The sequence below is a fragment of the Lentzea sp. DG1S-22 genome (genome assembly GCF_036321065.1).
Lineage (GTDB): Bacteria > Actinomycetota > Actinomycetes > Mycobacteriales > Pseudonocardiaceae > Lentzea > Lentzea jiangxiensis.
On the sequence record NZ_CP143276.1, the window covers coordinates 8,196,013 to 8,220,188 of the forward strand.

Here is a 24,176-nt window from a genome sequence, read left to right on the forward strand (position 1 = left end):
CATGCCCCTCCGCCGCGTACTGCCCACCGCCACCCTGGCGCTCGCTGTCCTCGTGGCCGGCTGCGGCGCGAAAGAAGAGGCGAAGGCCCAGGTCAGGACCGGGCCGGGCGTTACCGACGACACGATCTCGCTCGGCATCCTCACGGACATGACCGGGCCGTTCAAAGCCTCCGCGCTGACCCGCATGAAGGGCTACGACCTCTACCTGAAGCAGGTCAACGACCGCGGCGGCATCTGCGGCCGCAAGATCGAGCTCAAGCAGAAGGACCACGCGTACGACGTGCAGAAGGCGCTCGACGCCTACTTCGACCTCGAACCGCAGGTCCTGGGGCTGCTGGAGCTCGCGGGCACGCCGATGACCGCCGCGATCGAGCCCGACCTCATGCAGACCCGCACGCTGACCGCCCCCGCCTCGTGGGCCGCGTCGCTGCTCGGCAACCCGCACATGATGATCGTCGGCACGACCTACGACCTCGACGTCATCAACGGGCTCGACCACTACAAGCGCCGCGGTGTCATCAAGGAGGGCGACACCGTCGGCCACATCTACGCCCAGGGCAGCTACGGCGACAACGCCGTGGAAGGCAGCCGGTTCGTCGGCACGCAGTGGAACATGAGGATCGCCGAGCAGCCGATCGGCGAGACCACGGCCGACCTCAGCCAGCAGATCGCCGCCCTGAAGGCCGCGGGCGCCAAGGCCGTCATGCTGAGCACCACCCCCGCGCAGACCGCGGCCGCCGTCGGCGTCGCCGCCGCGCTGAAGTGGGAGGTGCCGTTCATGGTGAACGTGGTCGGCTTCGACACCGCGATCCTCGAGTCGCCCGTGGGTCCCGCCGTGGAGAAGCAGGTGTCCGTGGTGACGTCGGTGGCGCCGTTCACCGGCAGCCAGCCCGGCCCGCGCGAGGTGGCGGCGGCGTTCAACCAGTACTACCCCAACGACAAGCCCGCGATCTACGTCGACCACGGCTACACGGTCGCGAAGGTGTTCCTCTCCGTCGTGGAGAAGGCCTGCAAGGAAGGCGACCTCACGCGCGACGGCGTGCTGAAGGCCTTCCAGGACACCAACGGCCTGGAGACCCAGGGCCTGACCGGGCCGCTGCGGTACTCGCTGGTGGGCAGGCCCTCCGCCACGCAGTCCTACATCACCAAGGTCGACTCCAAGGCGCCCGGCGGTCTCACGACCGTGGAGGAGCTGTTCGAGTCGGAGCTCGTGAAGCTCAAGGGCACCCGCGCCAAGTAGACGCCGAACGCAGAACGGCTCCTCCCGGTGTGCGGGAGGAGCCGTTCCCCGTTGTCCTACTTGCCGAAACCGGCCTTGCGGAGCGCGTCCGCCATCGACCCGTTCGCCGGCGCCGGCGAGGTGCGCTGACCACCGCCGCGCTGCTGACCGCCGCGCTGCTGCGGACGGCCGCCGCGGTCACGGCCACCGCCGCCACCGCCCGGCTTCGGGCCGGGCTTGCCCGGCTCGTCGGTCAGCCGCAGCGTCAGGCCGATCCGCTTGCGGGCCTCGTCGACCTCCAGCACCTTCACCCGCACCACGTCACCGGACTTCACGACGTCGCGCGGGTCCTTCACGTAGTTGTCGGACAGGGCGGAGATGTGCACGAGACCGTCCTGGTGCACGCCGATGTCGACGAACGCGCCGAACGCGGCCACGTTCGTCACGACGCCCTCCAGCACCATGCCGGGCTTGAGGTCGGCGATCTTCTCGACGCCGTCCGCGAAGGTCGCCGTCTTGAACGCCGGGCGCGGGTCGCGGCCCGGCTTCTCCAGCTCGCGCAGGATGTCCGTGACGGTCGGCAGACCGAACTTCTCGTCCACGAACTGCTCCGGGCGCAGCTTCGTCAGCACCGCGGTGTTGCCGATGAGCTCGGCGCCCGCGACGCTCTGCATCTTCCGCACGACCGGGTACGCCTCGGGGTGCACCGAGGAGGCGTCGAGGGGCTCGTCGCCGCCGCGGATCTTGAGGAAGCCCGCGCACTGCTCGAACGCCTTCGGGCCGAGCCGCGCCACGTTCTTCAGCGCCGCCCGCGTCCGGAACGGGCCGTTCTGGTCCCGGTGCAGCACGATGTTCTCCGCCAGGCCGGCGGTGATGCCGGAGACGCGGGTCAGCAGCGGCACGGACGCGGTGTTGAGGTCGACGCCGACCGCGTTCACGCAGTCCTCGACCACCGCGTCGAGGGACCGCGACAGCTTCGACTCGGCCAGGTCGTGCTGGTACTGGCCGACGCCGATCGACTTCGGGTCGATCTTCACGAGCTCGGCGAGCGGGTCCTGCAGGCGGCGCGCGATCGAGACGGCGCCGCGGATCGACACGTCGAGGTCCGGCAGCTCCGAGGAGGCGTAGGCCGACGCCGAGTAGACCGACGCGCCCGCCTCGGACACCACGATCTTGGTGAGGCCGAGCTCGGGGTGGCGCTTGATCAGGTCGGCGGCGAGCTTGTCGGTCTCGCGGGAGGCCGTGCCGTTGCCGATCGCGATCAGGTCGACGTTGTGCTGCTTGGCCCAGGCCGCGAGCTTCGCGATCGACTCGTCCCAGCGGTTCGCGGGCACGTGCGGCTGGATCACGCCGTGCGCGACGACCTTGCCGGTGGCGTCGACGACGGCGACCTTCACGCCCGTGCGGTAGCCGGGGTCCAGGCCCATCGTGGCGCGCGTGCCGGCCGGGGCGGCCAGCAGCAGGTCGCGCAGGTTCGAGGCGAACACCTTGACGGCCTCGTCCTCGGCGAAGCTCCGCAGACGGCCGCGCAGGTCGATGCCGAGGTGCACGAGGATGCGGGTCCGCCACGCCCAGCGGACGGTGTCGGTGAGCCACTTGTCCGCCGGGCGGCCGCGGTCGTCGATGCCGAAGCGGGCGGCGATGCGCACCTCGAACGACGACGGGCCCTCCTGCACGGGCTCCTCCGGCTCCAGGACGAGGTCGAGGACCTCCTCCTTCTCGCCGCGGAACAGCGCGAGGATGCGGTGCGACGGGAGCTTCGCGAACGGCTCGTCGAACTCGAAGTAGTCGGCGAACTTGGCGCCCTCGGTCTCCTTGCCCTCGCGGACCTTGGAGACGACGCGGCCGCGCGTCCACATCTGCTCGCGCAGCTCGCCGATCAGGTCGCCGTCCTCGCCGAACCGCTCGACCAGGATGGCCCGCGCGCCCTGCAGGGCGGCCGTCGCGTCGGCGACCTCCTTGGCGGGGTCGACGAACTTGGCGGCTTCCTCCTGCGGGTGCAGGGTGGGATCACCCAGGAGGGCGTCGGCCAGCGGCTCCAGGCCCGCTTCCTTCGCGATCTGGGCCTTCGTGCGGCGCTTTTGCTTGTACGGCAGGTAGAGGTCCTCGAGCCGCGCCTTCGAGTCGGCGGCGAGGATCTGCGCTTCGAGGGCGTCGCTGAGCTTGCCCTGCTCGCGGATCGAGTTGAGGACGGCCGCCCGGCGCTCCTCCAGTTCGCGCAGGTAGCCGAGGCGTTCCTCGAGCGTGCGCAGCTGGGCGTCGTCGAGACCGCCGGTCGCCTCCTTGCGGTAGCGGGCGACGAACGGGACGGTCGCGCCACCGTCGAGCAGTTCGACAGCAGAGCCGACCTGGCCTGCGGCCACGCCGAGCTCGTCAGCGATCTTCTGGTGGATGAGCGTTGTCACAGCGCGCCATTCTGCCCGCTGCCCGATTCGACGTGGCACGGTGTCCTTCATGACCATCGCCGCGGTCGTCCCATCACTGCTGTCGGGCCTGGAGGTTCCTGGCGTCGACAACACGCTCGGCCTGCCACCGGCCCGGCGTGTCGTCCTGCTGCTCGTCGACGGTCTCGGTCACGAGCTGTTGCGCACGCACGCAGCGCACGCGCCGTTCCTCTCCTCGCTGACCGACCGGTCGATCGACGCCGGGTTCCCGTCGTCCACCGCCACCAGCCTCGCCTCGGTCGGCACCGGGCTGCTCTCGGGCGAGCACGGCATCGTCGGCTACACGTTCGCGGTCGGCGAGGAGGTGCTCAACTCGCTGACCTGGTCCCGCGCCGGGGACCACCGCCACGACCTGCGCAAGGCGCTCGTGCCCGAGGTCGTCCAGCCGCACCCGACCGTGTTCGAGCGCGCCGCGGCGGCCGGGGTGGCGGTGAGCACGGTCGCGCCGCTCGCCCACCGCGGCAGCGGCCTGACGCGGGCCGTGCTGCGCGGGTCGTGGTTCCGCGGCGTGGCCGGGTTCGGCGACCTCGCGCTGGGGGCGGTCGCGGCGGTCGGGCAGGACCGCTCGTTCTGCTACGCCTACCACCCCGACCTGGACACGATCGGGCACTTCTACGGGCCGGGGTCGCCGGAGTGGGTGATGCAGCTGGAGTTCGTCGACGCCCTGGCGTCGCGGATCGCGTCGCGCCTGCCCGCCGGTTCGCTGTTCGTCGTCACGGCGGACCACGGCATGATCACCGCGGGGGAGCGGATCGACTTCGACGCGGAACCGCTGCTGTGGCAAGGAGTGCGCGTGATCGCGGGAGAGCCGCGGGTGCGCTACCTGCACACCGAGACCGCCGAGGTGCTGCCGGTGTGGAGGGAGTTCCTCGGTGACAGGGCGGACGTGCTGACGCGCGAGGACGCGGTGGCGGCGGGGTGGTTCGGCCCGGTCAGCCCGCTCGCGGCCGACCGCATCGGGGACGTCGTCGTGGCGATGAAGGGCACCGCGGTGCTGCTGCGGGGCCAGGCCGAGCCGAGCTGGAACGGCCTGAGGGGGTTCCACGGGGCGCGGACCAGGGAGGAGATGGCGATCCCGCTCCTGGTTCACTCAGTACCTTCAGTGTAGACCGAAACAAGCCCTTCGCGCAGGTCAGCTCTAGGATCACCGGACGTGACGATCGAACTTCCAGGACCGGTCGCCTTCGTGCTCGGCGGCGGGGGAAGCCTCGGCGCGGGACAGGTCGGCATGCTGCGCGCGTTGCGCGAGCACGGGGTGAGGCCCGACCTGGTCGTCGGCACGTCGGTCGGGTCGGTCAACGGCTCGTTGCTCGCCCTCGACCCGGACAAGGCCGCGGAACGGCTGGCCGTGCTGTGGGAGGGCATGACGCGGCAGCGGGTGTTCCCCGGCGGACCGCTCGCGCAGCTGAGGTCGTTGCGCACCAACAAGACCTACCTCTTCCCGAACACCGGCCTGGCGCACGTGCTGGCCGAGGGGCTCGACGGGGTGACGTCGTTCGGCGACCTGGTGCTGCCCTTCGGCGCGGTGTCGGTGGACTGCGTGACCGGTGAGGCCGTGAACATCACCGAGGGCGAGCTGGTCCCCGCGATCCTCGCCAGCGCGGCCATTCCGGGTGTCTACCCGCCCGTGCGCATCGGCGAGCGCGTGCTCTACGACGGCGGCGTGCTGGCGAACGTGCCGATCCGGCAGGCGCTCGCGATGGGCGCGAAGTCGTTGGTGGTGCTGGACTGCGCGTTCCCCGGCCACCTGCCGACCGTGCCGGCGACGCTCGCCGAGACGCTGCTCTTCTGGGCGACGCTGGGGATGCGCAACCAGGCCGTGCTGGAGGTCGAGCTGGCCTCGCGGCAGGCGCCGGTGCTGTACCTGCCGGGCCCGCCCGTGCAGGCCGTGACGCCGCTGGACTTCTCGCACACGGCGGAGCTGGTCGAGGCCTCCTACGGGGCCTCGGCCGCGTTCCTCACGTCGCTGGAGATCGCCGGCGCCGGGTTGTACGGCCACCCGTCCCACGGGTAGCGCGCCGCTGCCCGGTCGCGGGTGCGAACCCGGTGGTGGGCGCGGGAAACCGAACCGCCCTCCCCGCCGTCCAAACCGCATGCGCACCACGATGGCCGTCGTCCTGCTCCTGCTGGCCGCGTGCACCGGGCCCGCCGAGCCCGCGATCAGCGGCTTCGTGAAGCTGGGCGCGCTGCGCGGGAAACCACCCGAGGCGGCGGAGCTGACCGGCGACGTCGGCGACGCGACCCACCGGGCGCTGAGGCAGGTCTCCGCCGGGGACGACGAGCAGGCCCGCGAGCTGCTGACCCGCCCGCGGGCCGCCGGCACCAGGACCTTCGCGTTCGTCGAGCCCGGCTGCGCGGAGACCGGCGCGGTGCCGGTGCTGACGGGCGACGTGCTCGACGTCCGCCTCACCGGCGGCGCGAACACGGCCTGCGCGCAGGCCGCCTACTTCCTGGTGACCGTCACCGCCGAGGACCCGGACAACCGGCTGCGGTTGCGCGCGTAGCGCGACGAGCGCCGGCTCGAGACCGGTGCCAACACGAGCCGGGCGGGCGGACACGAACAGGTATGACAAGCGAAGACCCGGACGACCGCGCGTTGTGGTCGCGGGCCGCCGGGGGCAGCCGTCCAGGTCACCACCTCGCCGCCGGTCGAGACCGCGCCCGCGGACGCGGAGCCCGGAGTGCCACCGGACGTGGTCGCGGCGATCGAGGAGGGATGCGCGCGGGCCGCGGGCGTCGTCGGCAGGGCGAAGCTCTACCAGTTGCGGCGCGAGGAGACCGCGTGGGCGCTGCTCTACACCGACACCGAGTCGCTGACCTGCAACCTCGGCCAGGCGGGCGTGGAGTACCGCTCGGAGGCCAGGCGGGTGACCCCGCGGTGGCTGCCCGGCCACTTCTCCGTCGAGGACGTCGGCGCGAAGGCCGGGGGTGACCGGACCCTGCTGCCGGGCGACGCGGGACGGCCCGGTTACCGCACCGCCGCGGGACGGGTCGGCAGCGGTGTCGCGAAGGTGACGGTCTCCGCCGACGACCGCACGATCGAGGCCGGGATCGTCAACGGCACCTACGCCGCCCGCCTGTACTACCCGCCGGACTGGGGCGTCCCGCAGAACGACGGGGTCCCGTCATCAGGGCGTACGACTCCGGCGGCAAGCTCCTCGGCGCCAGTTCGCAGCCGGGGGAGTCGTGCTACTTCGAACCCGGCAGCGGCACGATCATCCAGGGTGACCTGCGCGGGGGGAGGGACCGGTGCCAGGTGGCGACGCCCTGGAGGTGATTCGTCCGCTGGCCGCTACCAGCCGGTCGGTTCAACCGACATACTGGTTGGTATGACGACTGTGGCGAACTTCGGCGGCACCAGCCACCACGCGGACCTCGGCGGCCCCGTGCACTGGGTCGACTTCGGCGGGCCGGCCGACGGCCCGCGGATCGTCCTCGTGCACGGGCTCGGCGGGTCCCACCTCAACTGGGTGCTGCTGGCGCCGTTGCTCGCGCGCAGGGCCCGCGTCATGGCAGTCGACCTGGCCGGGCACGGGCTGACCCACCCCGAGGGCCGGGAGACCACGGTCCAGGCGAACACGGAGCTGCTCGGCCGCTTCGTCGACGAGGTCGCCGGCGAGCCGGTCGTCCTGGTCGGCAACTCGATGGGCGGGATGATCTCGCTCTTCCAGACCGCCGCGCACCCCGAGCGGGTCCGGGGACTGGTGCTGGTCGACCCCGCGCTGCCGATGGTGTTCGGGACGCGGCCGGACCCGACGATGCTCGGCACGTTCTTCCTGTACTCGGTGCCGGGCCTGGGCGAGCGGTTCCTCGCGAGGTCGCGGACCGCCTCCGCGCGCCGCCAGGTGGAGCGCGTCCTCGAACTGTGCTGCGCCGACCCGTCGGCCATCCCCGAGGAGCTCAAGCAGGCGTCGGAGCACCTGATCGGCGAGCGCGCCGAGGTCGACGGCCTCGACAAGGCGTTCCTCGCCGCCGCGCGCAGCACCGTTTTCACGACGTCCAAGCGCGCCGCCTACTTCGCGGCGATGGCGAAGATCCGCGTGCCCGTGTTCCTGATGAGCGGCGACCGCGACCGGCTCGTCAACGTCGTCGCCGCCCGGCACGTGGCGCGCAAGCACCCGCACTGGCGCTACGACGAGTACGAGGGCATCGGTCACGTGCCCCAGATGGAGATCCCCGACGTCGTGGCCGAACGCGTCCTCGACTGGATGGAGGCCAACCGCCTGACCACAGGCGCCGGCTGACCGGGCTCACGCCTCGGTCTTCTCCACCGCCTCCGCGGCCAGCGCGACCATCTCGTCGAAGCCCGCGCGGATGCCGTCCGCGAGCAGCTGCACGTCCGGCACGCCGTCGAAGTCGGCGTTGATGCCGAACGTGAACCGGTCGAGGTAGGAGAAGATGCCGACCGTGATCCGGATCGTCGAGGCGACCGGCACGTACGGGAACATCTCCACCAGCGGCCGGCCGAGCATGTAGAGCGGGATGCGCGGACCGGGGACGTTCGTGGTGACGGTCTGCAGGATTTGCTGCGGGAACCGCATCGCGGTCCGCGACCCCAGCGCCATCAGCGTCGGCGCGGCGAAGTTCGACAGGTTCGTGATGACGTCGGCGCCGGCGGCCTGGCGCGAGCTCTTCAGGTCGTCCATCTGCGCGCGGATCGAGGCGAGGCGCTTCACCGGGTCCGCCTCGCCCACGGGCAGGTTCACCAGCACGGCGCTGACGCGGTTGTTCAGCTCGTTGTGCTGGTCGGCCTTGCGCATCGACACGGGCACCATGGTCCGCACGACCATGCCCTCGGTCAGCTCGCCGCGCTTCTCCAGCAGGTCGCGGAAACCGCGCGTGATCGCCGTCAGGACGACGTCGTTGACGGTGCCGCCCGCGACCGTGCGGATCTGCTTGATCTCCGCCAGGTTCGCCCGCGCCCACACCCAGCGGCGGTGTGGCCCGATAGGACCGTTCAGCGACGTCGCCGCGCGCGTCACCAAGCGACGTGCCGTACCGGGAAGAGAACCGAGAACGGACTTGCCGAAGTCCACGATCTCGTTGAGGGACCGGGCGTTGCGCGCGATCGCCGGCAACGCCGACAGGTGCTGCACCGGCGTCACCACGGCGTCGCGCACGCCGTCGACGACCAGGTCGAGCGTCGAGGGCTGCGGCCGCGGCGCCCACTCCGCGGGCTCCGGCAGCTCGCTGTCCCGCCGGAAGTCGAGCACGAGCTGCAGCATGTCCGAACCGGACACGCCGTCGACCATGCAGTGGTGGACCTTGGAGATGATCGCCCAGCGGCCGCCCTCGAGACCCTCGACGAGCCACGCCTCCCACAGCGGCTTCGAGCCGTCGAGCCTCTGCGCGAAGATCCGGCCCGCGAGGTTGCGCAGCTGGTCCTCGCCGCCCGGCGCCGGCACGGCGGTGTGGCGCACGTGGTAGAGGATGTTGAAGTGGTCGTCGTCGACCCAGACCGGACGCCCGACGTGGAACGGCAGCGCCTTCACCTTCTGCCGGTAGCGGGGCACCTGGTCCATGCGCGCCAGGAAAAGGCGGATCACGTCACCGTAGGACGGCACCGGGCCGTCGAAGACCAGGACGGAACCGACGTGCATCGGCACGTTCTCGTCCTCGATGAAGTAGAAGCCGGCGTCCAGGGAGCTCATGCGATCCACTCGGGGAACAGTAGAGGAGCTGTGCGTCCCAATCGACGTCCATGCAGGTGAGAGGCACTGCACAGCTGCGAGGTTGCCGACGCGTTACATCCGGGAGGCGAATCGAGACTCGAAAGTGCTGGCTAAAAGATCGATCACGAAACATCATGGACCCACTGGGCGAAGCCGCCCGGGGCGCCGGCTCGGGGTTGTCGACGTGTGGGGAGGCTCCTATGTCCGCTGCTGTTCCGGACGAGGTCTTCGAAGATCCTGCTGCCTCTCGCCTGCACCTCGTCAGAGGCTCGGCGCCCGGTCTCTTCTGGTACCTCACCGAGCCCACCCGCTGCGCCCTGGACGTCAGCGGGTTCGTGGCCACGCGGTCGATGCTCAAGGGCGCTCCCGCGGGGGACGGGCACCCGGTGCTCGTGTTCCCGGGGCTCGGCGCCGCCGACTCGTCCACGGTGATGCTGCGCCGTTTCCTGTCCGGTCTGGGCTACCGGGTGAACCCGTGGGGCCTCGGCCGCAACATCGGGCCGACGCGCAAGGCCGTCGACGGTATGCACGCCCTGGTGAAGAAGGTGTCCGACGAGTTCGGCGGGCCCGTGTCGATCGTGGGCTGGTCGCTGGGCGGGATCTTCGCGCGTGAGATGGCGCGCGACCACCCGCACCGCGTCCGCCAGGTCATCACGCTCGGGTCGCCGTACAACATGAGCGATCCCGTGCAGTCGCGGGCGATGCCCGCGTTCGCGTTGTTCTCACGCCTGCACATCCCGAAGGACGAGTTCCCGCCGCCCGAGGCGACGAGGCCGCCGATCCCGGTGCCCGCCACGTCGATCTACTCGAAGACCGACGGCATCGTGTCGTGGGAGTCGTGCGTCGAGGAACCGGGACCGGGCAGGGAGAACGTGCAGGTGTCGTCCTCGCACCTGGGCTACGGCTTCAACTCGAGCGTGCTGTGGGTCGTCGCGGACCGGCTGGCGCAGGCGGAGGGCACGTGGGCGCCGTTCGCCGCGCCTCCGGGAATGGCGCGGCTCTACCCGCGCGCGGCCTAGAAACCCTGTCGCGCGGGGAAAGCGGGTGGGACTCGGTCCCACCCGCTCCGCGCTTGGTCGCTTCAGAGGGTCGCGGTCAGTCGTTCACCGCCTCGAGCAGGTTCGTGGCCGCTGCGTGGGCGTTGCCGCCGTGGCCGCCGTGGCCGGTGTTGCCGCCGTGGGTGTTGCTGGCGTTGATCGCGTCGCCGGTGTTCCCCGTGGAGGTGTCACCGGAGTGACCCGAGTGCGTGCCGGTGAGGCAGATGGAGTGCACGCACATCACGGTTGCCGAGTTGTGGCCGGTGTCGCCGGAGTCACCGGAGTCGTCGCTCTCGCCGGAGGTGGCGTTGTTGGTGCTGTTGGCGTCGCCGCCCTCACCGGAAGGCGCGCCGTTGCCGCCCGTCGCGGTGGCCGTGGCGTCGCTGTCCGCGCCGCCGTGCGGGGCCTTGGCGTCGTCGTCCGACTCGATCGCGGTGGTGTTCGTGGCCGCTGCGTGGGCGTTGCCGCCGTTACCACCGTTGCCGGTGTTGCCGCCGTGGGTGTTGCTGATGTTGATCGCGTCGCCGGTGTTCCCCGTGGACGTGTCTCCCGAGTCGCCGGAGTGCGTGCCGGTGAGGCAGGCGGAGTGCACGCACATCACGGTTGCCGAGTTGTGGCCGGTGTCGCCGGAGTCACCGGAGTCGTCGCTCTCGCCGGAGGTGGCGTTGTTGGTGCTGGAGGCGTCGCCACCCTCACCGGAAGGCCCGCCGTGCCCGCCCGTCGCGGTCGCCGTGGCGTCGCTGTCGGCCGCGTCGCCGTGGTGGTGGCCAGGGGCGCTCTTGTCCTCTTCCTCGTCGGCTTCCTCGTCGTCCTCTTCCCAGTTGGCCGAGACCGAGTTGTTCGCCGCGGCGTGGGCGTTGCCACCGTTGCCGCCGTGGCCGGTGTTGCCGCCGTGGGTGTTGCTGGTGTTGATGGCGTCGCCGGTGCTCCCCGTGGACGTGCCGCCCGAGTTGCCCGAGTTCGTCCCGGTCTGGCACTTCGAGTGCACGCACATCACCAGCGCGGAGTTGTGCCCGGTGGAGCCGGAGTCGCCGGACTCACCCGAATCCCCGCTCGTCGCGTTGTTCGTGGCAGCCGCGTCGCCGCCCTCACCGGAGTGCGCGCCGTGCCCGCCCACGGCCGATGCCGCGGCCTCGAGACTGAACCACTCCGCGGACATCGGGTGATGTCCTGCGCCGCCGATCTTGAACGGGTGGAAGGCGCTGATGTCGGCACTGGCGGTCGATCCACCCGCCAGCACGAGGCCTGTGGCCACGGCCGCGGCCAGAAGGCCTGATTTGACGTTCTTGCGCATGTTCTTCCTCTCTTGACGACAACCTCTGGGAAGTGGAGGCGTGCCGGTCATCCGGCCGAGGTGTCCCTCCACGACCCGGAGTCGATCGGCGTCCGGGCCGCGGGGTTGACGTTCGAGCCGGGGACAGGACTTCGCCGCCCACCGTCGCGCGGGTGTTCCGCGATCGAGCACCTCCTCACAGCGGAACAACCTCGTTGCGCCGTTTGGAGTAGCCGGGGTGGACGGTGAAAAACATGCAGGACATCTCCTAGCTGAATGGGCGACAAGCTGTCTGCCTGCGCCGATGTCGGCAGCCACCTGACGAGGGAGGCGCACCTCGGACAGGGGACGCGCGAACGGATGACCCGTCACCGCCCGACGCGGCTGGCAGAAGGCGTTGATGTGTCAGCGGAAGGCGTTGCGCGTGTAGGTGAGGCTGAAGTCGCCCTTGCCCGAGAAGTAGCGGTCGACCACCAGCGCCGGGTCCGTGGCCAGGTAACCGCGGTGGATCGCGCCGTCGTTCTGGTCGTCCCAGCCCCACGGCGCGTTGGCGGCGTTGTCCTTGCCGTTGTCACCGCGGAACGTGCCGAAAGACGAAAACGTCTCGGAGTTGTTGCGGCGCGCCCACATGCCGTTCGCGTCGAAGATGTTCACGAGGCGGTAGCCGACGTTCCGGTCGTTGCCGCCCGACGGGACCTCGCCCGTGGCGGCGGGGAAGTAGACCACGCCGTCGCCGCCGGGGAAGTCGGTGCCGTCCCAGCGGTACAGGCCGTGGCCCTTGGCCTCCTGCCACGTGGCGGGACGGCCACCGACCAGCAGCAACGTGCCGTCGACGGTCTCCGCGCCGCTGCGGAACGGCGAGCCTGCGGGCACGTAGGAGTAGAAGTCGCTGTGCGCCACGGTGATCGCGGCCTCGAGCTTGCCGAACCCGGTGTCCCTGCGGACGACGAGCAGCACGCCCTCCAGGTCGTTCTCGTGCGTCCTCGTGCCGAACGGGTCCGGCTGGTCGTCCCAGTCGCGCGGGTGGAAGAAGCTGTAGACGAGGAACCAGTGCGTGGACGTCTCGACCACGGAGTAGTAGGAGGCGCCGGTGAGCTTGGCGAGCTGGGTCTGGTTCTCCCAGCTGTTCGAGGTGTTCCAGTCGCCGTCGAAATCCACAGTGGACAGGTAGTCGGCGTCGGCGTCGGAGTCGTCGGTGTCCTGGTGGTGCACCGGCGCCCAGTGCGACGCCAGGTCGTGGTCGGACACGGCGGCGTGGGCGGGCGCGGTGAGGGCCGTGGTGAAGAGGGCGACGGCCAGCAGGGAGGCGCGAATCGTTTTCACGCCGGCGCACGCTAGCTGTAGATGGTGACCGTCAGACGGGGGTTCGAGCGAAAATCAGTCGACTCGTAGGCGACGCGCGCGAGAGGCATCGAGCCGGCCGCCGCCGTCAGCGTCGTCTCGATCTCGTGGCGCTCGTCCTCGGTGAGGTACGACCAGAAGGAGCTGTGCCAGACCACCGTGTACGTGCCGCGGCCCTCCGGCGGCACGAGGTTCTCCCGCAGCCACCGCCCGGCGGGGGACCGCGCGACCTTCACGCCCACCTTGGCGGCGAGGTCGATGGCGTCGTCGAGGTCCCACCGCAGCGAGTCGTGCTCCGGCGGGATGAACGACTGCAGGATCATGGCGTGCTTCGGGTCGGCCGGGTCGCGCGGCTGCAGGTCGCAGCCGGCCCGGTCGACGATCTCCAGTCGCGGCGGTTGCGGCCCCGTCGCCGCCAGCCGCACCGGCGAGTCCTTGTCGCCCCACTCCCAGCCGAGCCCGAACCAGCGGTAGTGGTCGAGGATCAGGTTCAGCCCTGCGCACGCCCCGAGCTCGAGCAGCCGCACCTTCGGCGCGCCGATCATCGTCAGCCCGCGCAGCAGGAACCCGGCGGTCTTGGGCTGGTGCTGCTGCACCGTCCGGTCGAGCGCGGCCAGGACCTCGCCGGGGTTCTCGACGATCGCGTCCCGCGCCGCCAGCCACGTGAGCAGCGCCGGCGAGTCCGACTCGCCGCTCATCGCGGCGGCCTGCGCGCCGGCGAACCGCCGGCTGAGCTCCGGCGCCTTGCCCGACAGCATCAGCAACCGCACGCCCGCGAGCGCCTGGACCCCGAACAACGGGCTGTGCACGGCGCTGTGCGAGCACAGCAGGTCCGCCACGGGGCCGCCGCGGTCGAGCTCGCTCGCGAGCTCGGAGAGGAGGCGCGCGGACACGGGCGCGGTCGTCCGCAGACGCACCGCGAGAGCGCGGAGCGTCGAAGCCCCCATGGCAGCCGCGGTCACGAGCCCTCCCCTCCTCGGCAGGGGGACTTTACAAGCACACCCCCGCGATCCCGGCCCTGTGAGACCACGCGTGCCGCCGGTGGCGGTGGGTATCGTGCGGCGGGTGAGCGAGTTCCTGGAGCTGTCCGCGGCCGGTCCGGTCGCCACGTTGACGATCAACCGCCCGGCCAAGCGCAACGCGATGTCGTACGAGATGTGGTCGGCGCTGCCCGGGTTGCTCGCTCGCGTTTCCGCAGATGAGAGCGTCCGAGTGCTGGTGATCCGCGGTGGGGAGCACTTCTGTGCGGGCGCCGACATCTCCGAGTTCTCGTCGTTGCGGCGCGGTGCCGACGGCGCCGCCCGCTACGGCGAGGCGGTGCACGCGGGGGAACGCGCGATCGCCCGGCTGGACAAGCCGACGATCGCGGCGGTGTCCGGGTTCTGCGTCGGCGGCGGGTGTGAGATCGCCCTCGCCTGCGACATCCGGGTGGCCGCCCCCGGCGCCCGGTTCGGCATCACGCCCGCGAAGCTCGGGATCGTCTACAACTTCACGTCGACCAAGGCGCTGGTGGACGTCGTCGGGCCCGCCTGGGCGAAGCAGATCCTGTTCTCCGCCGACCTGGTCGACGCCTCGACGGCGTTGCGGATCGGACTCGTGAACGAGGTCGCCGAGTCGCTCGACGCCAGGGTGGAGGAGCTGTCCGGGCAGATCGCCGGGCGGGCGCAGGTGTCGGTGCGCGGCGCCAAGGAGATCATCGGCTCGATCGTCGACGGCGGGCACGAGGACGACTTCGTGCGGGCGCTGTACGCGGAGGCCGCCTCCAGCGCCGACTACGCCGAGGGCGTGTCGGCGTTCCTGGAGAAGCGGCCTCCGCGGTTCTGACTTCTAGAAGACCTCGGCGGCGATCGTCGTGTCCGGGCCGTGGCCCGTGTGCACCACGGTGTCGCCGGGCAGCGTCAGCAGCTTCTCCCGGATCGACGCCTCGATCGTCGGCCGGTCCGAGAACGACCGCCCGGTCGCGCCCGGCCCGCCCTGGAACAGGGTGTCGCCGGTGAACACCGCGCCCAGCGAGGGCACGTGGAAGCACACCGCGCCGGGCGAGTGGCCCGGCGTGTGCAGCACGTGGATCTCCTCGCCGGCGACCGTGATCACCTGGCCGTCCTCCAGGGCCTGGTGCGGGATGACGCCGGTGTGCGTCAGGTTCCACACCACGTGGTCGGCCTGGTGCAACGCCATCGGCGCGTTCGTCGCGTGCGCCAGGTCCGGTGCGACCCGGACGTGGTCGTCGTGCGCGTGCGTCAGGAGGATCGCCACGACGCGGCGCCCGGCCACGACTTCGAGGATGTCGTCAACGGAGTGCGGGGCGTCGATGACGACGCATTCGCTGTCGTCACCGATGACCCACACGTTGTTGTCGACGTCGAAGGTCTCGCCGTCGAGCGAGAACGTGCCGGAGGTGACGGTGTGGTCGACGCGCAGGGCCATCAGAACACCACGACCGATCGCAGCACGTCGCCGTGGTGCATCTTCTCGAAGGCGGCCTCGACGCCGTCCAGCGGGATCTCCTCGGTGACGAACGCGTCGAGGTCGAAGCGGCCCTGCCGGTACAGGTCGACGAGCATCGGGAAGTCGCGGGACGGCAGGCAGTCGCCGTACCAGGAGGACTTGAGCGATCCGCCGCGGGAGAAGAAGTCGATCAGCGGCATGTCGAGCTTCATGTCCGGTGTCGGGACGCCCACCAGGACCACGGTGCCGGCGAGGTCGCGGGCGTAGAAGGCCTGCTTCCACGTCTCGGGGCGGCCCACCGCGTCGATCACGACGTCGGCGCCGAACGAGTCGGTGAGGTCCTGGATCGCGGTGACGACGTCGTCGACCTCGCGGGCGTTGATCGTGTGCGTGGCGCCGAAACCCTTGGCCCACTCCAGCTTCCGCGGGTCGGTGTCGACGGCGATGATCTTCGCGGCGCCGGCGATGCGGGCGCCCGCGATGGCGCCGTCACCGACACCGCCGCAGCCGATCACGGCCACCGAGTCGCCGCGGCCGACGTTGCCGGTGTTCACCGCGGCGCCGACGCCCGCCATGACGCCACAACCCAGCAGGCCGACGGCGGCGGCGCGGGCGGACGGGTCGACCTTCGTGCACTGTCCTGAGTGGACGAGCGTCTTCTCCGCGAACGCGCCGATGCCCAGCGCCGGCGAGAGCTTCGTGCCGTCGGTCAGCGTCATCGGCTGCGAGGCGTTGAACGTCGAGAAGCAGTACCACGGCTTGCCGCGCTTGCAGGCGCGGCAGGTGCCGCAGACCGCGCGCCAGTTCAGCACGACGAAGTCGCCCGGCTCCAGGTCCGCGACGCCCTCACCGACGGACTCCACGACACCCGCGGCCTCGTGGCCCAGCAGGAACGGGAACTCGTCGTTGATGCCGCCCTCGCGGTAGTGCAGGTCGGTGTGGCAGACGCCGCACGCCTGGACCTTCACCACGGCCTCGTCGGGGCCGGGGTCGGGCACCAGGACCGAGGTCAGCTCGACGGGAAGACCTTTGCCTCGGGCGACGATGCCCTTGACCTCTTGCGCCACTGCGGTTCCGTCCTCACTTGATCAGTGTCGTGCCTTCGAACTCACCGAGTTCTTCCCGGTAGAACTCAATCCCTACACCGTTGGGGTCGCGGATGTACAGGCTGTCCTCGACGCCGCGGTCGGGCCCCAGGTACTCGATGCCCGCCTCGTCCAGCTTGGCCCTGATCTCGGCGAACCGCTCGGGGGACGTCGACAGCGCGAGGTGCTGGACGGCGCCGATCGTCTCGGAGAACGCGGGGTGGTCGTGACCCGGGAAGTCGAAGAACCCCAGCAGGTTCTTCGACCCGAGGTCGAAGAAGAAGTGGCTGGAGCCGTTGTAGTCGCGGTTCTCGACGAGCTCGACGAGCGGGAAGCCGAGGAACTCCTGGTAGAACTCGATCGTCTCCTCGACGTCCTTGCAGATCAACGCGATGTGGTGCACCCCGCGGGTGGGGGAGCCGCCTCGCTCGGCGAGCGGCTTGACGTAGCGTTCGCGCAGCTCGTCGCGCTTGGCCCGGATGGCGGCGAGCTCTTCACCCTCTGGCTGTGGCATGCCAGCAGGGTAGTTGAGGGTTCAAACTCCCGCAGGCTGAAACCGCGTCGCCCCAGTCGCGAATGCCCGGCCCGCGACGCCGTGGGCCGGGCACGCGCGACAGCTCGCTCAGTCTTCCTCGTCGCCGGGCCACTCGCCCGTCAGCTTCTGGAAGCCCTTGGCGCCGCCGCGGTCGATCGCGGCCTTGACCAGGCCGAAGATCGCACCCTGCAGCGCGGCCGCCAGCAGGACCTCGGTCCACGCGCGGTTGCGCATCGTGGCGCTCGGCGCCTCCTTGTCGCCCGCGACGAGCTTCCAGATCTGGCCGAAGATCGCGGTGGCGAGGAAACCTCCCAGCGCGCCGAACAGCATTCCCAGCGGTCGGTACAGGAGCTTCATCGGTTCCTCCTGGAAAACGCCCAGATGGCGACGATCAGCGCGATCAGCGCCGCCGCGAGGGCACCGGGGTGGCGGCGGGCCTTCTCGACCTGCTCCGCCACGGGGGTGGGCAGCGAGTCGACGGCCTGGTTGGTGGCAGCGGTGAGCCGCACGACCGTCTCGTGCGCCTGCTCCTTGACGCGACCGGCCGTCTCCTGCGCCTGCTCCTTGACGCGACCGGGCACGTCGACCTTGTGCGCCAACGCTTCCACGGTCTCACCGAGTTCGCGCCGAGTCCGTTCGACGTCGCGCTGCAGCTGCTCCTTCGGGTCGGTCATCGGTGCGCACTCTCCTTGATCATCGCGATGTCCCGCTGGACGTTGTCCATCGCCTGCCGCGGCACCGGCGGCGCGGCCTGCTTGACCTGTCCCTTGCCGACGAGCGCGAAAATGCCCGCGACCAGCAGAAGGGCGGCCGCGACGATCAGCGCGGCCGCCCACGGCGGTACTACGAGTGCCAGCAGCAGGATCAGGCCCGCGACGACGCTGAGCCCACCCCACCACGCGAACACGCCGGCCGCGCCGAACATCCCGGCGCCGACACCGGCGTGCTTGCCCTTGTCCTTCAGCTCTGCGACCGCGAGACGGATCTCATCGCGTGCGAGCCTGCTCACCTGCTCGGACAGCTGGCTCACCAGCTGCGCGGTCGACGTGTCGGTGTTCATGCACGTCGGCTACCCAGGGCGAGGTTGAGCCAATCAGTCCGCGTGGCCTCTTGCGCCTCGTGAGGTCCAGGTCAGCCCTGCTGCTGGGCCTGGGCTTCCTTGACCTTGGCGTGGACCTCGGTCATGTCCACGTTGCGCGCCTGCTCGATCAGGTCGTCCAAGGCGTTGCCCGGCAACGCACCCGGCTGCGAGAACAGCACGACGCCCTCGCGCACGATCATCAACGTCGGGATCGACCGGATGCCGAACGTGGCCGCGAGCTCCTGCTGCGCCTCGGTGTCGACCTTGCCGAACACGATGTCCTCGTTCTTGTTCGACGCCGCCTCGTAGGTGGGTCCGAACGCACGGCACGGCCCGCACCACTCAGCCCAGAAGTCGACCAGGACGATGCCGTCAGCGCCGACCACCTCGTCGAAGTTCTCCGTGGTCAGCTCGACCGTCGCCATGTGGTCCTCCTCGTTTGTCGGGTATCCGGTCCAACGGACGGGACGGCGCCGGAATTCCCCGGGCGGGTGGTGGGGTGCTTCCGGGCACGGCTCGGGAGGGCCGGGTGGGCGGAGTGCGGTCCGCCGCTCCGCTGCACCGCACTCCGCCCCGCTGCGCCGTTCTGCTCGGCTACCCCGCCGCGCCCCGCTCCACGCCCGCCCTCCCACCCCACTGTCACGTCTCTTCCCCCACCTCACCCACGTTGCCAATTCGTGTCCTTCGACCGCTTCAACTTTTTGTGGAGACCTTCAACCAGGTGTAAGCGCAGGTAGGAGCGAAGCATCGGAGCCAAACCTTCCCAGCCGCCTCGCACACCCCCGGACGTGCGGGTTCAACTTTTTGTGGACGGCTTCAACGCGGCGTTGTACGGTCCCCGCCATGATGCCGCGCCTGCTCGTGACCTCGCTTCTCGTGTTGGGGCTCGCCGCCTGCGGGTCCACGTCCGATCCCGCCTCGCAGACGTCCACCCCGCCGTCCGCGGACCTGTCGTCGGTCCGGAAGGACGACAAGCTCGCCGCCCTGCTGCCGCCGGAGGTCGCCTCGGCCGGCACGTTGAAGGTCGGGTCGAACATCCAGAACCCGCCGAACAACTTCTACGCCGAGGACGGCAAGACGCCGATGGGGTCCGAGGTGGACCTGATCAAGGCGATCGGCGCCAGGCTGGGGCTGAAGGTCGAGCACAGCGACATGGCGTTCAGCTCGCTGATCACCAGCCTCGAGACCGGGCGCGTCGACGTGACGATGGCGGCGATGAACGACACCGCCGAGCGCCAGCAGAAGATCGACTTCGTGGACTACTTCACGTCCGGCATCACGATCATGGTGCAGAAGGGCAACCCGCAGGGGGTCAAGGGGCCCGACGACCTGTGCGGCAAGGGCATCGCGGTGAACCTCGGCAGCTCGCAGGAGCAGTTCGCCAAGGAGCAGAGCGCGAAGTGCGTGGCCGCGGGCAAGCCCGAGGTGCAGCTGAGCGTCACCGACAGCGACACCGGCAACCAGAACCAGCTGCGCACCGGACGGGTCGCCGCGATCCTCAACGACCTGCCGACGGCCGTCTACGTCGCGAAGACCGCGGGTGACGGCGAGTACTTCGAGGTCGTGCCGCTCGCGCCGATCAACGGCGGGCCGTACGGGATCGGCGTCGCCAAGAAGAACGCCAAGCTGTCCGAGGCGATCAAGGCCGCGCTGCAGTCGCTGATCGACGACGGCACCTACGACAAGATCGTCACCACCTGGGACATCAAGCAGGGCGCGATCGCGAAGGCCGCCATCAATGGCAAGTGACACCCGCACCCGCGACGTCGGGGAAGAACTGGTCGTCGTGCCGCTGAGCCACCCCTGGCGGTGGATCAGCGGCGCGGTGATCGTGCTGGTCATCGCGGGGCTGGGCTGGGCGATGTCCGAGGCCCAGATCCAGTGGGAGGACGTGCCGGGGTTCTTCACGCACCCCGTGATGCTCGAAGGCCTGCTCAACACCATCGTGCTCGCCGTCGCCGCGCAGGGCGGCGCGATCGTCCTCGGCGTGGTCGTCGCGCTCATGAGGTTGTCGGCGAACCCGGTGGCCCGGTGGTTCGCGGTCGGCTACATCTGGCTGTTCCGCGGCCTGCCGGTGCTGCTGCAGATCCTGATCTGGTTCAACCTGGCGCTGATCTTCAAGAACATCAGCATCCCGATGCTGTTCTCGGTGCCCACCAACGTGGTCATGACCGCGTTCGTCGCCGCGCTGCTCGGCCTGGGGCTCAACGAGAGCGCATACATGGCGGAGATCGTGCGCGCCGGGCTCAGCAGCGTCGACGAGGGGCAGACGGAGGCGGCGAAGTCGATCGGCATGACGCCGATGACGACGTTGCGCCGAGTCGTCCTGCCGCAGGCGATGCGGGTGATCATCCCGCCGACGGGCAACAACTTCATCAACATGATCAAGGGCACGTCGATGGCGTCGGTGATCGCCTTCACGGAGCTCATCCACGCCGCGAACAACATCTCGTCGCGGAACCTGGAGATCATGGAGACCCTGTTCGCCGCCGCGGCCTGGTACCTCGTGATGGTGTCCCTCGCGTCGATCGGGCAGCACTACCTGGAGCGTGCTTATGGCCCTCGTTGAGGCGATCGGTGTCCGCAAGTCGTTCGGCCACACCGAGGTGCTCAAGGGCATCGACCTGGAGGTCGAGCGCGGCGAGGTCGTGTGCCTGCTCGGGCCGTCGGGCGCGGGCAAGTCGACGTTCCTGCGCTGCGTGAACCACCTGGAGACCATCGACGCCGGGCGGATCTGGGTCGACGGCGTGCCGGTCGGCTTCCGCTCGGCGAACGGCAAGCTCCACGAGCTGCGCGAACGCGAGGCCGCCCACCAGCGCCGCGACGTCGGGATGGTGTTCCAGCGGTTCAACCTGTTCCCGCACCGCACGGCGCTCGAGAACATCATGGAAGGGCCCGTCCAGGTGCTCGGCAGGGGCAGGGCCGAGGTGCGCGCGGAGGCGTTGGCGCTGCTGGAACGGGTCGGGCTGGCCGAGAAGGCCGGCGCCTACCCCGCGCAGCTGTCGGGTGGTCAGCAGCAACGTGTCGCGATTGCCCGCGCCCTGGCGATGAAACCCAAGCTGATGCTGTTCGACGAGCCCACGTCCGCGCTGGACCCGGAGCTGGTCGGCGAGGTGCTCGACGTCATGACCTCGCTGGCCCGCGACGGCATGACGATGATCGTGGTCACCCACGAGATCGGCTTCGCCCGCTCGGTCGCCGACCGCGTGGTGTTCCTCGTCGACGGGGCGGTGGTCGAGACCGGCACGCCGGCCGACGTGCTGGACAATCCGCAGCAGCCGCGCACGCAACAGTTCCTCGCAAAGGTGCTCTGAGTTGATCGACGCCTCGTACCTCGCCCAGTTCCGCGAACCGGAGGGGTATCTCGACTTCGCCCGCTTCGGCCCGCCGTCGCTCCCGGTCGTCACGGCCACCGCGCGGTTGATGGAGCAGGCGTCGCTCGCCGGTCCATCCACTGTGGACACCCTGATGCGCGAGGAGCAGCGGGTGAAGGCCGCCGTCGCGCGGCTGTGCCGTTCGGACACCGACCACGTCGCCCTGGTGCCGAACACCTCGACCGGCCTGTTCCAGGCGGCCTTCGGGCTGTCGGGCACGGTCATGTACTCGGCGGCGGAGTTCCCGTCCAACACCTACCCGTGGGTGCGGGCGGGGCTCCCGTCGGTCGTGCTGGACGGCCCGGTGCACCCGGCCGCGGTCGCCACCCGCCTCGAACCGGAGGTTTCCGCGCTGTCGGTGTCCGCCGTGGACTTCCGCACCGGCTACCGGGCGGACCTGGCGGCGCTGCGCGAGGCCGTGGGCGACCGGCTGCTCATCGTCGACGGCATCCAGGGCTTCGGCGTGGTCGACGAGCCCTGGGAGCTCGCCGACGTCCTGGTGGTCGGCGGCCAGAAGTGGCTGCGGGCGGGGTGGAGCACCGGTTTCGTGGTGCTCTCGGACCGGGCGCTGGAACGGCTCGACCCGGTGCTGTCGGGCTGGACGGGCGCGGTCGACGCCGGCCTCTTCGACAACGAGGTGCACGACGCCGCCCCGGACGCCGCCTCCTGGAACATCACGAACCTCTCGCCGGTCGTGTCCGGTGCCTTCGCGGAGGCGCTCGAGCTCGTGGAGCGCGCGGGGGTGCCGGAGATCGACGCCGCGGTCGGCGAGATCGTCGCGGAGCTCGAGGAGATCGTGCTGTCGAGCGGCGGCAAGGTCGTGTCGGCCCGCGAACGACGTGCCGGCATCCTCGCGTTCACCATGCCGGACGCGGCGCCGGTGGTGGGGGAGGCGTTGAACGCCTTCGGCATCACGGCCACCGTCAGGCCCGAGCACGTCCGCCTGTCGCCGCACGCCACGACGTCGCGCGGCACCCTCGAACGCCTGCGGACCGCCCTGAAGTCGTTGTCCGGCCCGGTTTACTCACCGGTGCCCGCGGCGCTGTCGGCACTGGTGCCGACGGTCGACAGCCTCGCCTCGGCGCTGGGCCCGGACACCGAGGTCGTCGTGCACGACCTGTCGAGGCTGCCGAACTCGATCATCGCGATCGCCGGGTCCCTCACCGGCCGGCAGGTGGGCGGTCCGATGACCGACCTGCTGCTCGGCCTGGTCCGCCGCGGCACGACCACCGACATGCCCGGCTACGAGACCTACGCGCCGGACGGCCGGGCGATCTGGTCGTCGACGACGTTCGTGCGCGACGCGGCCGGGGTGGCGGTGGGGTGCCTGTGCGTCAACAAGCTCGCCGCGCACGAGGCCTCCGGACCCGTGGAGTCGTTCCCCCAGGACGTGGACACCCTGCAGCGCGTGCTCGTCGAGAAGGCGATCGCGGACGTCGGCGTGCCGGTCGAGCTGATGAAGAAGGTGCACAAGTCGCAGGTCGTGAGGGTCCTCGACGAGGCGGGGTTCTTCCTCATCCGGGACTCGGTCGACCACCTGGCGGGCGTCCTGGAGGTCACCCGGTACACGATCTACAACTACCTCAACGAGAACCGAGGGACCTGAGCAGGTCCTGCCAGGCGGGGACGGAGAACGCGAGGACGGGACCGCTCGCGTTCTTCGAGTCCCGGACGAGTGCGTTGTGAGCCAGCGAGACCTCGACGCACTCGCCGTCCTCGGTGCCGTCGCTGTAGCTGCTAGTACGCCAAGTGCGGTCCTGAGTCATCGAGTTCCTCTCGCGGTCGGCTGACGTACTCCGCCAGCTTGCTCCGCGATTGTTCCGCACTCAAGGCGACCTCACCCAAGCGGTCGAAGAGGAGTCTGGTCCGCGCGATCGCTGCCGGGTCCTGGACGAAGACCTTCGCGAGGTTGGTCTCGCTGAAGACGATCGGCCTGGACTTCTCGTACTCCCACAGCACACAGCCCGTGGCGGCCATCGGTGCGTCGGCGGGCACGATGCGGATGGTGTGGGTGTCGAACAGCAGCCGGGCGTACTGGTCCTCCATGATCAGGCTGCTGCCGACTCGCAGCTGCAACGCGTGCTCGTGGATGTAGAACAAGCAACTCGGCCGATCGTGCCGGCGAAGAATCGCTTGGCGGTCGGTCCGGAACTGGACCAGCGTCGGAATGCGATCCTCGGTGACGAGTCCGGTCATCCGGTACAGCCCGTCGGCGTACTCCGGGGTCTGGACCAGGCCGGGTATCGACTGCGGTGAGTAGCTGGTGATCGTCGTGGCGGTGGACTCCGCCATCGCGACGGTGCGAAGATTCCCCGACACCTGGACGAAGTACTCGTCGAACGCGTACCGGTAGCGGCGCTTGAAGTCGTTGACGAAGTCGATGTCCTTGCCGCACATGGACAGGTACTGGATGAGGTCGATCTCGCTGGCGCGTGCCTTGCCGTGCTCGACGGTGGAGACCTTGCTCAGGTCCCAGCCGAGCTTCACGGCGAGCCTGTTGCCGCTCAACCCGGTGCAAGTCTCGCGCAGGTGCCGGAGCTCGTCGCCCAGGTCCCTGCTGTAGGCGGTGGAGGGAGTCATGCGTCGACGCTATGGGTTGTATTCACTTCAAGCAGGTGCTCGTTCGGGTGAAAACGAACTCGCGTCACCGAGCTTTCGTGAAACTTT

25 protein-coding genes are annotated in these 24,176 nt (G+C 70.2%); 11 read left to right on the top strand and 14 right to left on the bottom strand.

The genetic code is table 11. From position 1 onward, the window contains the following. Nucleotide 1 precedes the first annotated feature (1 nt). A complete protein-coding gene (locus V1227_RS39080) occupies nucleotides 2-1,240 on the top strand; it encodes an ABC transporter substrate-binding protein (RefSeq protein ID WP_329790107.1) in 1,239 nt (412 codons plus the stop codon). Nucleotides 1,241-1,296: 56 nt separating this feature from the next. On the opposite strand, the gene V1227_RS39085 is transcribed toward V1227_RS39080, so the two are convergent. Continuing rightward, nucleotides 1,297-3,624: a Tex family protein gene (locus V1227_RS39085; protein WP_329790108.1), complete on the bottom strand. Its 2,328-nt coding sequence runs from the start codon at nucleotides 3,622-3,624 to the stop codon at nucleotides 1,297-1,299. Nucleotides 3,625-3,673: 49 nt separating this feature from the next. Here V1227_RS39085 and V1227_RS39090 point away from each other — a divergent pair, with 49 nt between their 5' ends. The 4 genes from V1227_RS39090 (at nucleotide 3,674) to V1227_RS39105 (ending at nucleotide 7,907) form a co-directional block, all read left to right on the top strand. Further along, complete coding sequence (locus V1227_RS39090) at nucleotides 3,674-4,771, top strand: alkaline phosphatase family protein (protein WP_329790109.1); 1,098 nt, start codon at nucleotides 3,674-3,676, stop codon at nucleotides 4,769-4,771. 45 nt (nucleotides 4,772-4,816) lie between these two features. Then, nucleotides 4,817-5,677 (top strand): patatin-like phospholipase family protein, encoded by an 861-nt coding sequence (locus tag V1227_RS39095; RefSeq protein WP_329790110.1) that lies wholly within the window; start codon nucleotides 4,817-4,819, stop codon nucleotides 5,675-5,677. 79 nt (nucleotides 5,678-5,756) lie between these two features. Then, on the top strand, nucleotides 5,757-6,167 hold the full coding sequence (locus tag V1227_RS39100) for a hypothetical protein (protein ID WP_329790111.1): 411 nt from the start codon (nucleotides 5,757-5,759) through the stop codon (nucleotides 6,165-6,167). Between the two features lie 177 nt (nucleotides 6,168-6,344). After that, entirely contained in the window at nucleotides 6,345-7,907 is a 1,563-nt protein-coding gene (locus V1227_RS39105; RefSeq protein WP_329790112.1) for an alpha/beta fold hydrolase, read from the top strand. Nucleotides 7,908-7,913: 6 nt separating this feature from the next. Here the strand turns inward: V1227_RS39105 and V1227_RS39110 are convergent, their stop codons facing one another. After that, nucleotides 7,914-9,314, bottom strand: a complete 1,401-nt coding sequence (locus V1227_RS39110) for a WS/DGAT/MGAT family O-acyltransferase (protein WP_329794218.1) — start codon at nucleotides 9,312-9,314, stop codon at nucleotides 7,914-7,916. A gap of 221 nt (nucleotides 9,315-9,535) precedes the next feature. Here V1227_RS39110 and V1227_RS39115 point away from each other — a divergent pair, with 221 nt between their 5' ends. Beyond that, a complete protein-coding gene (locus V1227_RS39115) occupies nucleotides 9,536-10,354 on the top strand; it encodes an esterase/lipase family protein (protein ID WP_236217451.1) in 819 nt (272 codons plus the stop codon). 76 nt (nucleotides 10,355-10,430) lie between these two features. On the opposite strand, the gene V1227_RS39120 is transcribed toward V1227_RS39115, so the two are convergent. The 3 genes from V1227_RS39120 to V1227_RS39130 all read right to left on the bottom strand — a co-directional run bounded on the left by V1227_RS39120 (nucleotide 10,431) and on the right by V1227_RS39130 (nucleotide 13,948). Next, nucleotides 10,431-11,666, bottom strand: coding sequence for a hypothetical protein (locus V1227_RS39120; RefSeq protein ID WP_329790113.1), 1,236 nt, complete (start codon nucleotides 11,664-11,666; stop codon nucleotides 10,431-10,433). A gap of 384 nt (nucleotides 11,667-12,050) precedes the next feature. Continuing rightward, nucleotides 12,051-12,968 carry a hypothetical protein gene (locus V1227_RS39125; protein WP_329790114.1) on the bottom strand — a complete coding sequence of 306 codons (918 nt, stop codon included), beginning with the start codon at nucleotides 12,966-12,968 and terminating at the stop codon, nucleotides 12,051-12,053. Between the two features lie 11 nt (nucleotides 12,969-12,979). Continuing rightward, nucleotides 12,980-13,948 (bottom strand): DUF2332 family protein, encoded by a 969-nt coding sequence (locus tag V1227_RS39130; protein WP_329790115.1) that lies wholly within the window; start codon nucleotides 13,946-13,948, stop codon nucleotides 12,980-12,982. Nucleotides 13,949-14,051: 103 nt separating this feature from the next. Here V1227_RS39130 and V1227_RS39135 point away from each other — a divergent pair, with 103 nt between their 5' ends. After that, nucleotides 14,052-14,810 carry an enoyl-CoA hydratase/isomerase family protein gene (locus V1227_RS39135; RefSeq protein WP_329790116.1) on the top strand — a complete coding sequence of 253 codons (759 nt, stop codon included), beginning with the start codon at nucleotides 14,052-14,054 and terminating at the stop codon, nucleotides 14,808-14,810. A gap of 3 nt (nucleotides 14,811-14,813) precedes the next feature. On the opposite strand, the gene V1227_RS39140 is transcribed toward V1227_RS39135, so the two are convergent. The 7 genes from V1227_RS39140 to trxA form a co-directional block, all read right to left on the bottom strand. After that, nucleotides 14,814-15,413 (bottom strand): MBL fold metallo-hydrolase, encoded by a 600-nt coding sequence (locus V1227_RS39140; protein ID WP_329790117.1) that lies wholly within the window; start codon nucleotides 15,411-15,413, stop codon nucleotides 14,814-14,816. Further along, nucleotides 15,413-16,501, bottom strand: a complete 1,089-nt coding sequence (locus V1227_RS39145; protein ID WP_329790118.1) for an S-(hydroxymethyl)mycothiol dehydrogenase — start codon at nucleotides 16,499-16,501, stop codon at nucleotides 15,413-15,415. Before V1227_RS39145 ends, V1227_RS39140 begins: the two co-directional genes overlap by 1 nt. A 13-nt stretch (nucleotides 16,502-16,514) precedes the next feature. Continuing rightward, entirely contained in the window at nucleotides 16,515-17,033 is a 519-nt protein-coding gene (locus tag V1227_RS39150; RefSeq protein ID WP_329790119.1) for a VOC family protein, read from the bottom strand. Between the two features lie 108 nt (nucleotides 17,034-17,141). After that, nucleotides 17,142-17,411: a DUF4235 domain-containing protein gene (locus V1227_RS39155; protein ID WP_090101560.1), complete on the bottom strand. Its 270-nt coding sequence runs from the start codon at nucleotides 17,409-17,411 to the stop codon at nucleotides 17,142-17,144. Beyond that, nucleotides 17,408-17,728, bottom strand: coding sequence for a DUF3618 domain-containing protein (locus tag V1227_RS39160; protein ID WP_329790120.1), 321 nt, complete (start codon nucleotides 17,726-17,728; stop codon nucleotides 17,408-17,410). Before V1227_RS39160 ends, V1227_RS39155 begins: the two co-directional genes overlap by 4 nt. After that, entirely contained in the window at nucleotides 17,725-18,114 is a 390-nt protein-coding gene (locus V1227_RS39165) for a phage holin family protein (RefSeq protein WP_329790121.1), read from the bottom strand. Before V1227_RS39165 ends, V1227_RS39160 begins: the two co-directional genes overlap by 4 nt. Nucleotides 18,115-18,185: 71 nt before the next feature. After that, nucleotides 18,186-18,560 carry a thioredoxin gene (trxA, locus tag V1227_RS39170; protein WP_090101565.1) on the bottom strand — a complete coding sequence of 125 codons (375 nt, stop codon included), beginning with the start codon at nucleotides 18,558-18,560 and terminating at the stop codon, nucleotides 18,186-18,188. Between the two features lie 418 nt (nucleotides 18,561-18,978). Here trxA and V1227_RS39175 point away from each other — a divergent pair, with 418 nt between their 5' ends. From V1227_RS39175 to V1227_RS39190, 4 genes are read left to right on the top strand one after another with little or no spacing between them, the layout of a single operon-like run. Then, nucleotides 18,979-19,884: an ABC transporter substrate-binding protein gene (locus V1227_RS39175; protein ID WP_236217430.1), complete on the top strand. Its 906-nt coding sequence runs from the start codon at nucleotides 18,979-18,981 to the stop codon at nucleotides 19,882-19,884. Further along, a complete protein-coding gene (locus tag V1227_RS39180) occupies nucleotides 19,874-20,704 on the top strand; it encodes an amino acid ABC transporter permease (protein WP_236217428.1) in 831 nt (276 codons plus the stop codon). Before V1227_RS39175 ends, V1227_RS39180 begins: the two co-directional genes overlap by 11 nt. After that, nucleotides 20,691-21,449: an amino acid ABC transporter ATP-binding protein gene (locus tag V1227_RS39185; RefSeq protein WP_442916421.1), complete on the top strand. Its 759-nt coding sequence runs from the start codon at nucleotides 20,691-20,693 to the stop codon at nucleotides 21,447-21,449. The genes V1227_RS39180 and V1227_RS39185 overlap by 14 nt, the downstream gene beginning before the upstream one ends. A gap of 1 nt (nucleotide 21,450) precedes the next feature. Beyond that, nucleotides 21,451-23,115 (top strand): aminotransferase class V-fold PLP-dependent enzyme, encoded by a 1,665-nt coding sequence (locus tag V1227_RS39190; protein WP_329790123.1) that lies wholly within the window; start codon nucleotides 21,451-21,453, stop codon nucleotides 23,113-23,115. Here the strand turns inward: V1227_RS39190 and V1227_RS39195 are convergent. Together V1227_RS39195 and V1227_RS39200 are read right to left on the bottom strand one after the other, a co-directional pair. Beyond that, nucleotides 23,093-23,275: a DUF397 domain-containing protein gene (locus V1227_RS39195; RefSeq protein WP_329790124.1), complete on the bottom strand. Its 183-nt coding sequence runs from the start codon at nucleotides 23,273-23,275 to the stop codon at nucleotides 23,093-23,095. The genes V1227_RS39190 and V1227_RS39195 overlap by 23 nt on opposite strands. After that, nucleotides 23,247-24,089, bottom strand: a complete 843-nt coding sequence (locus tag V1227_RS39200) for a helix-turn-helix domain-containing protein (protein WP_329790125.1) — start codon at nucleotides 24,087-24,089, stop codon at nucleotides 23,247-23,249. The genes V1227_RS39195 and V1227_RS39200 overlap by 29 nt, the downstream gene beginning before the upstream one ends. Nucleotides 24,090-24,176: the final 87 nt, after the last annotated feature.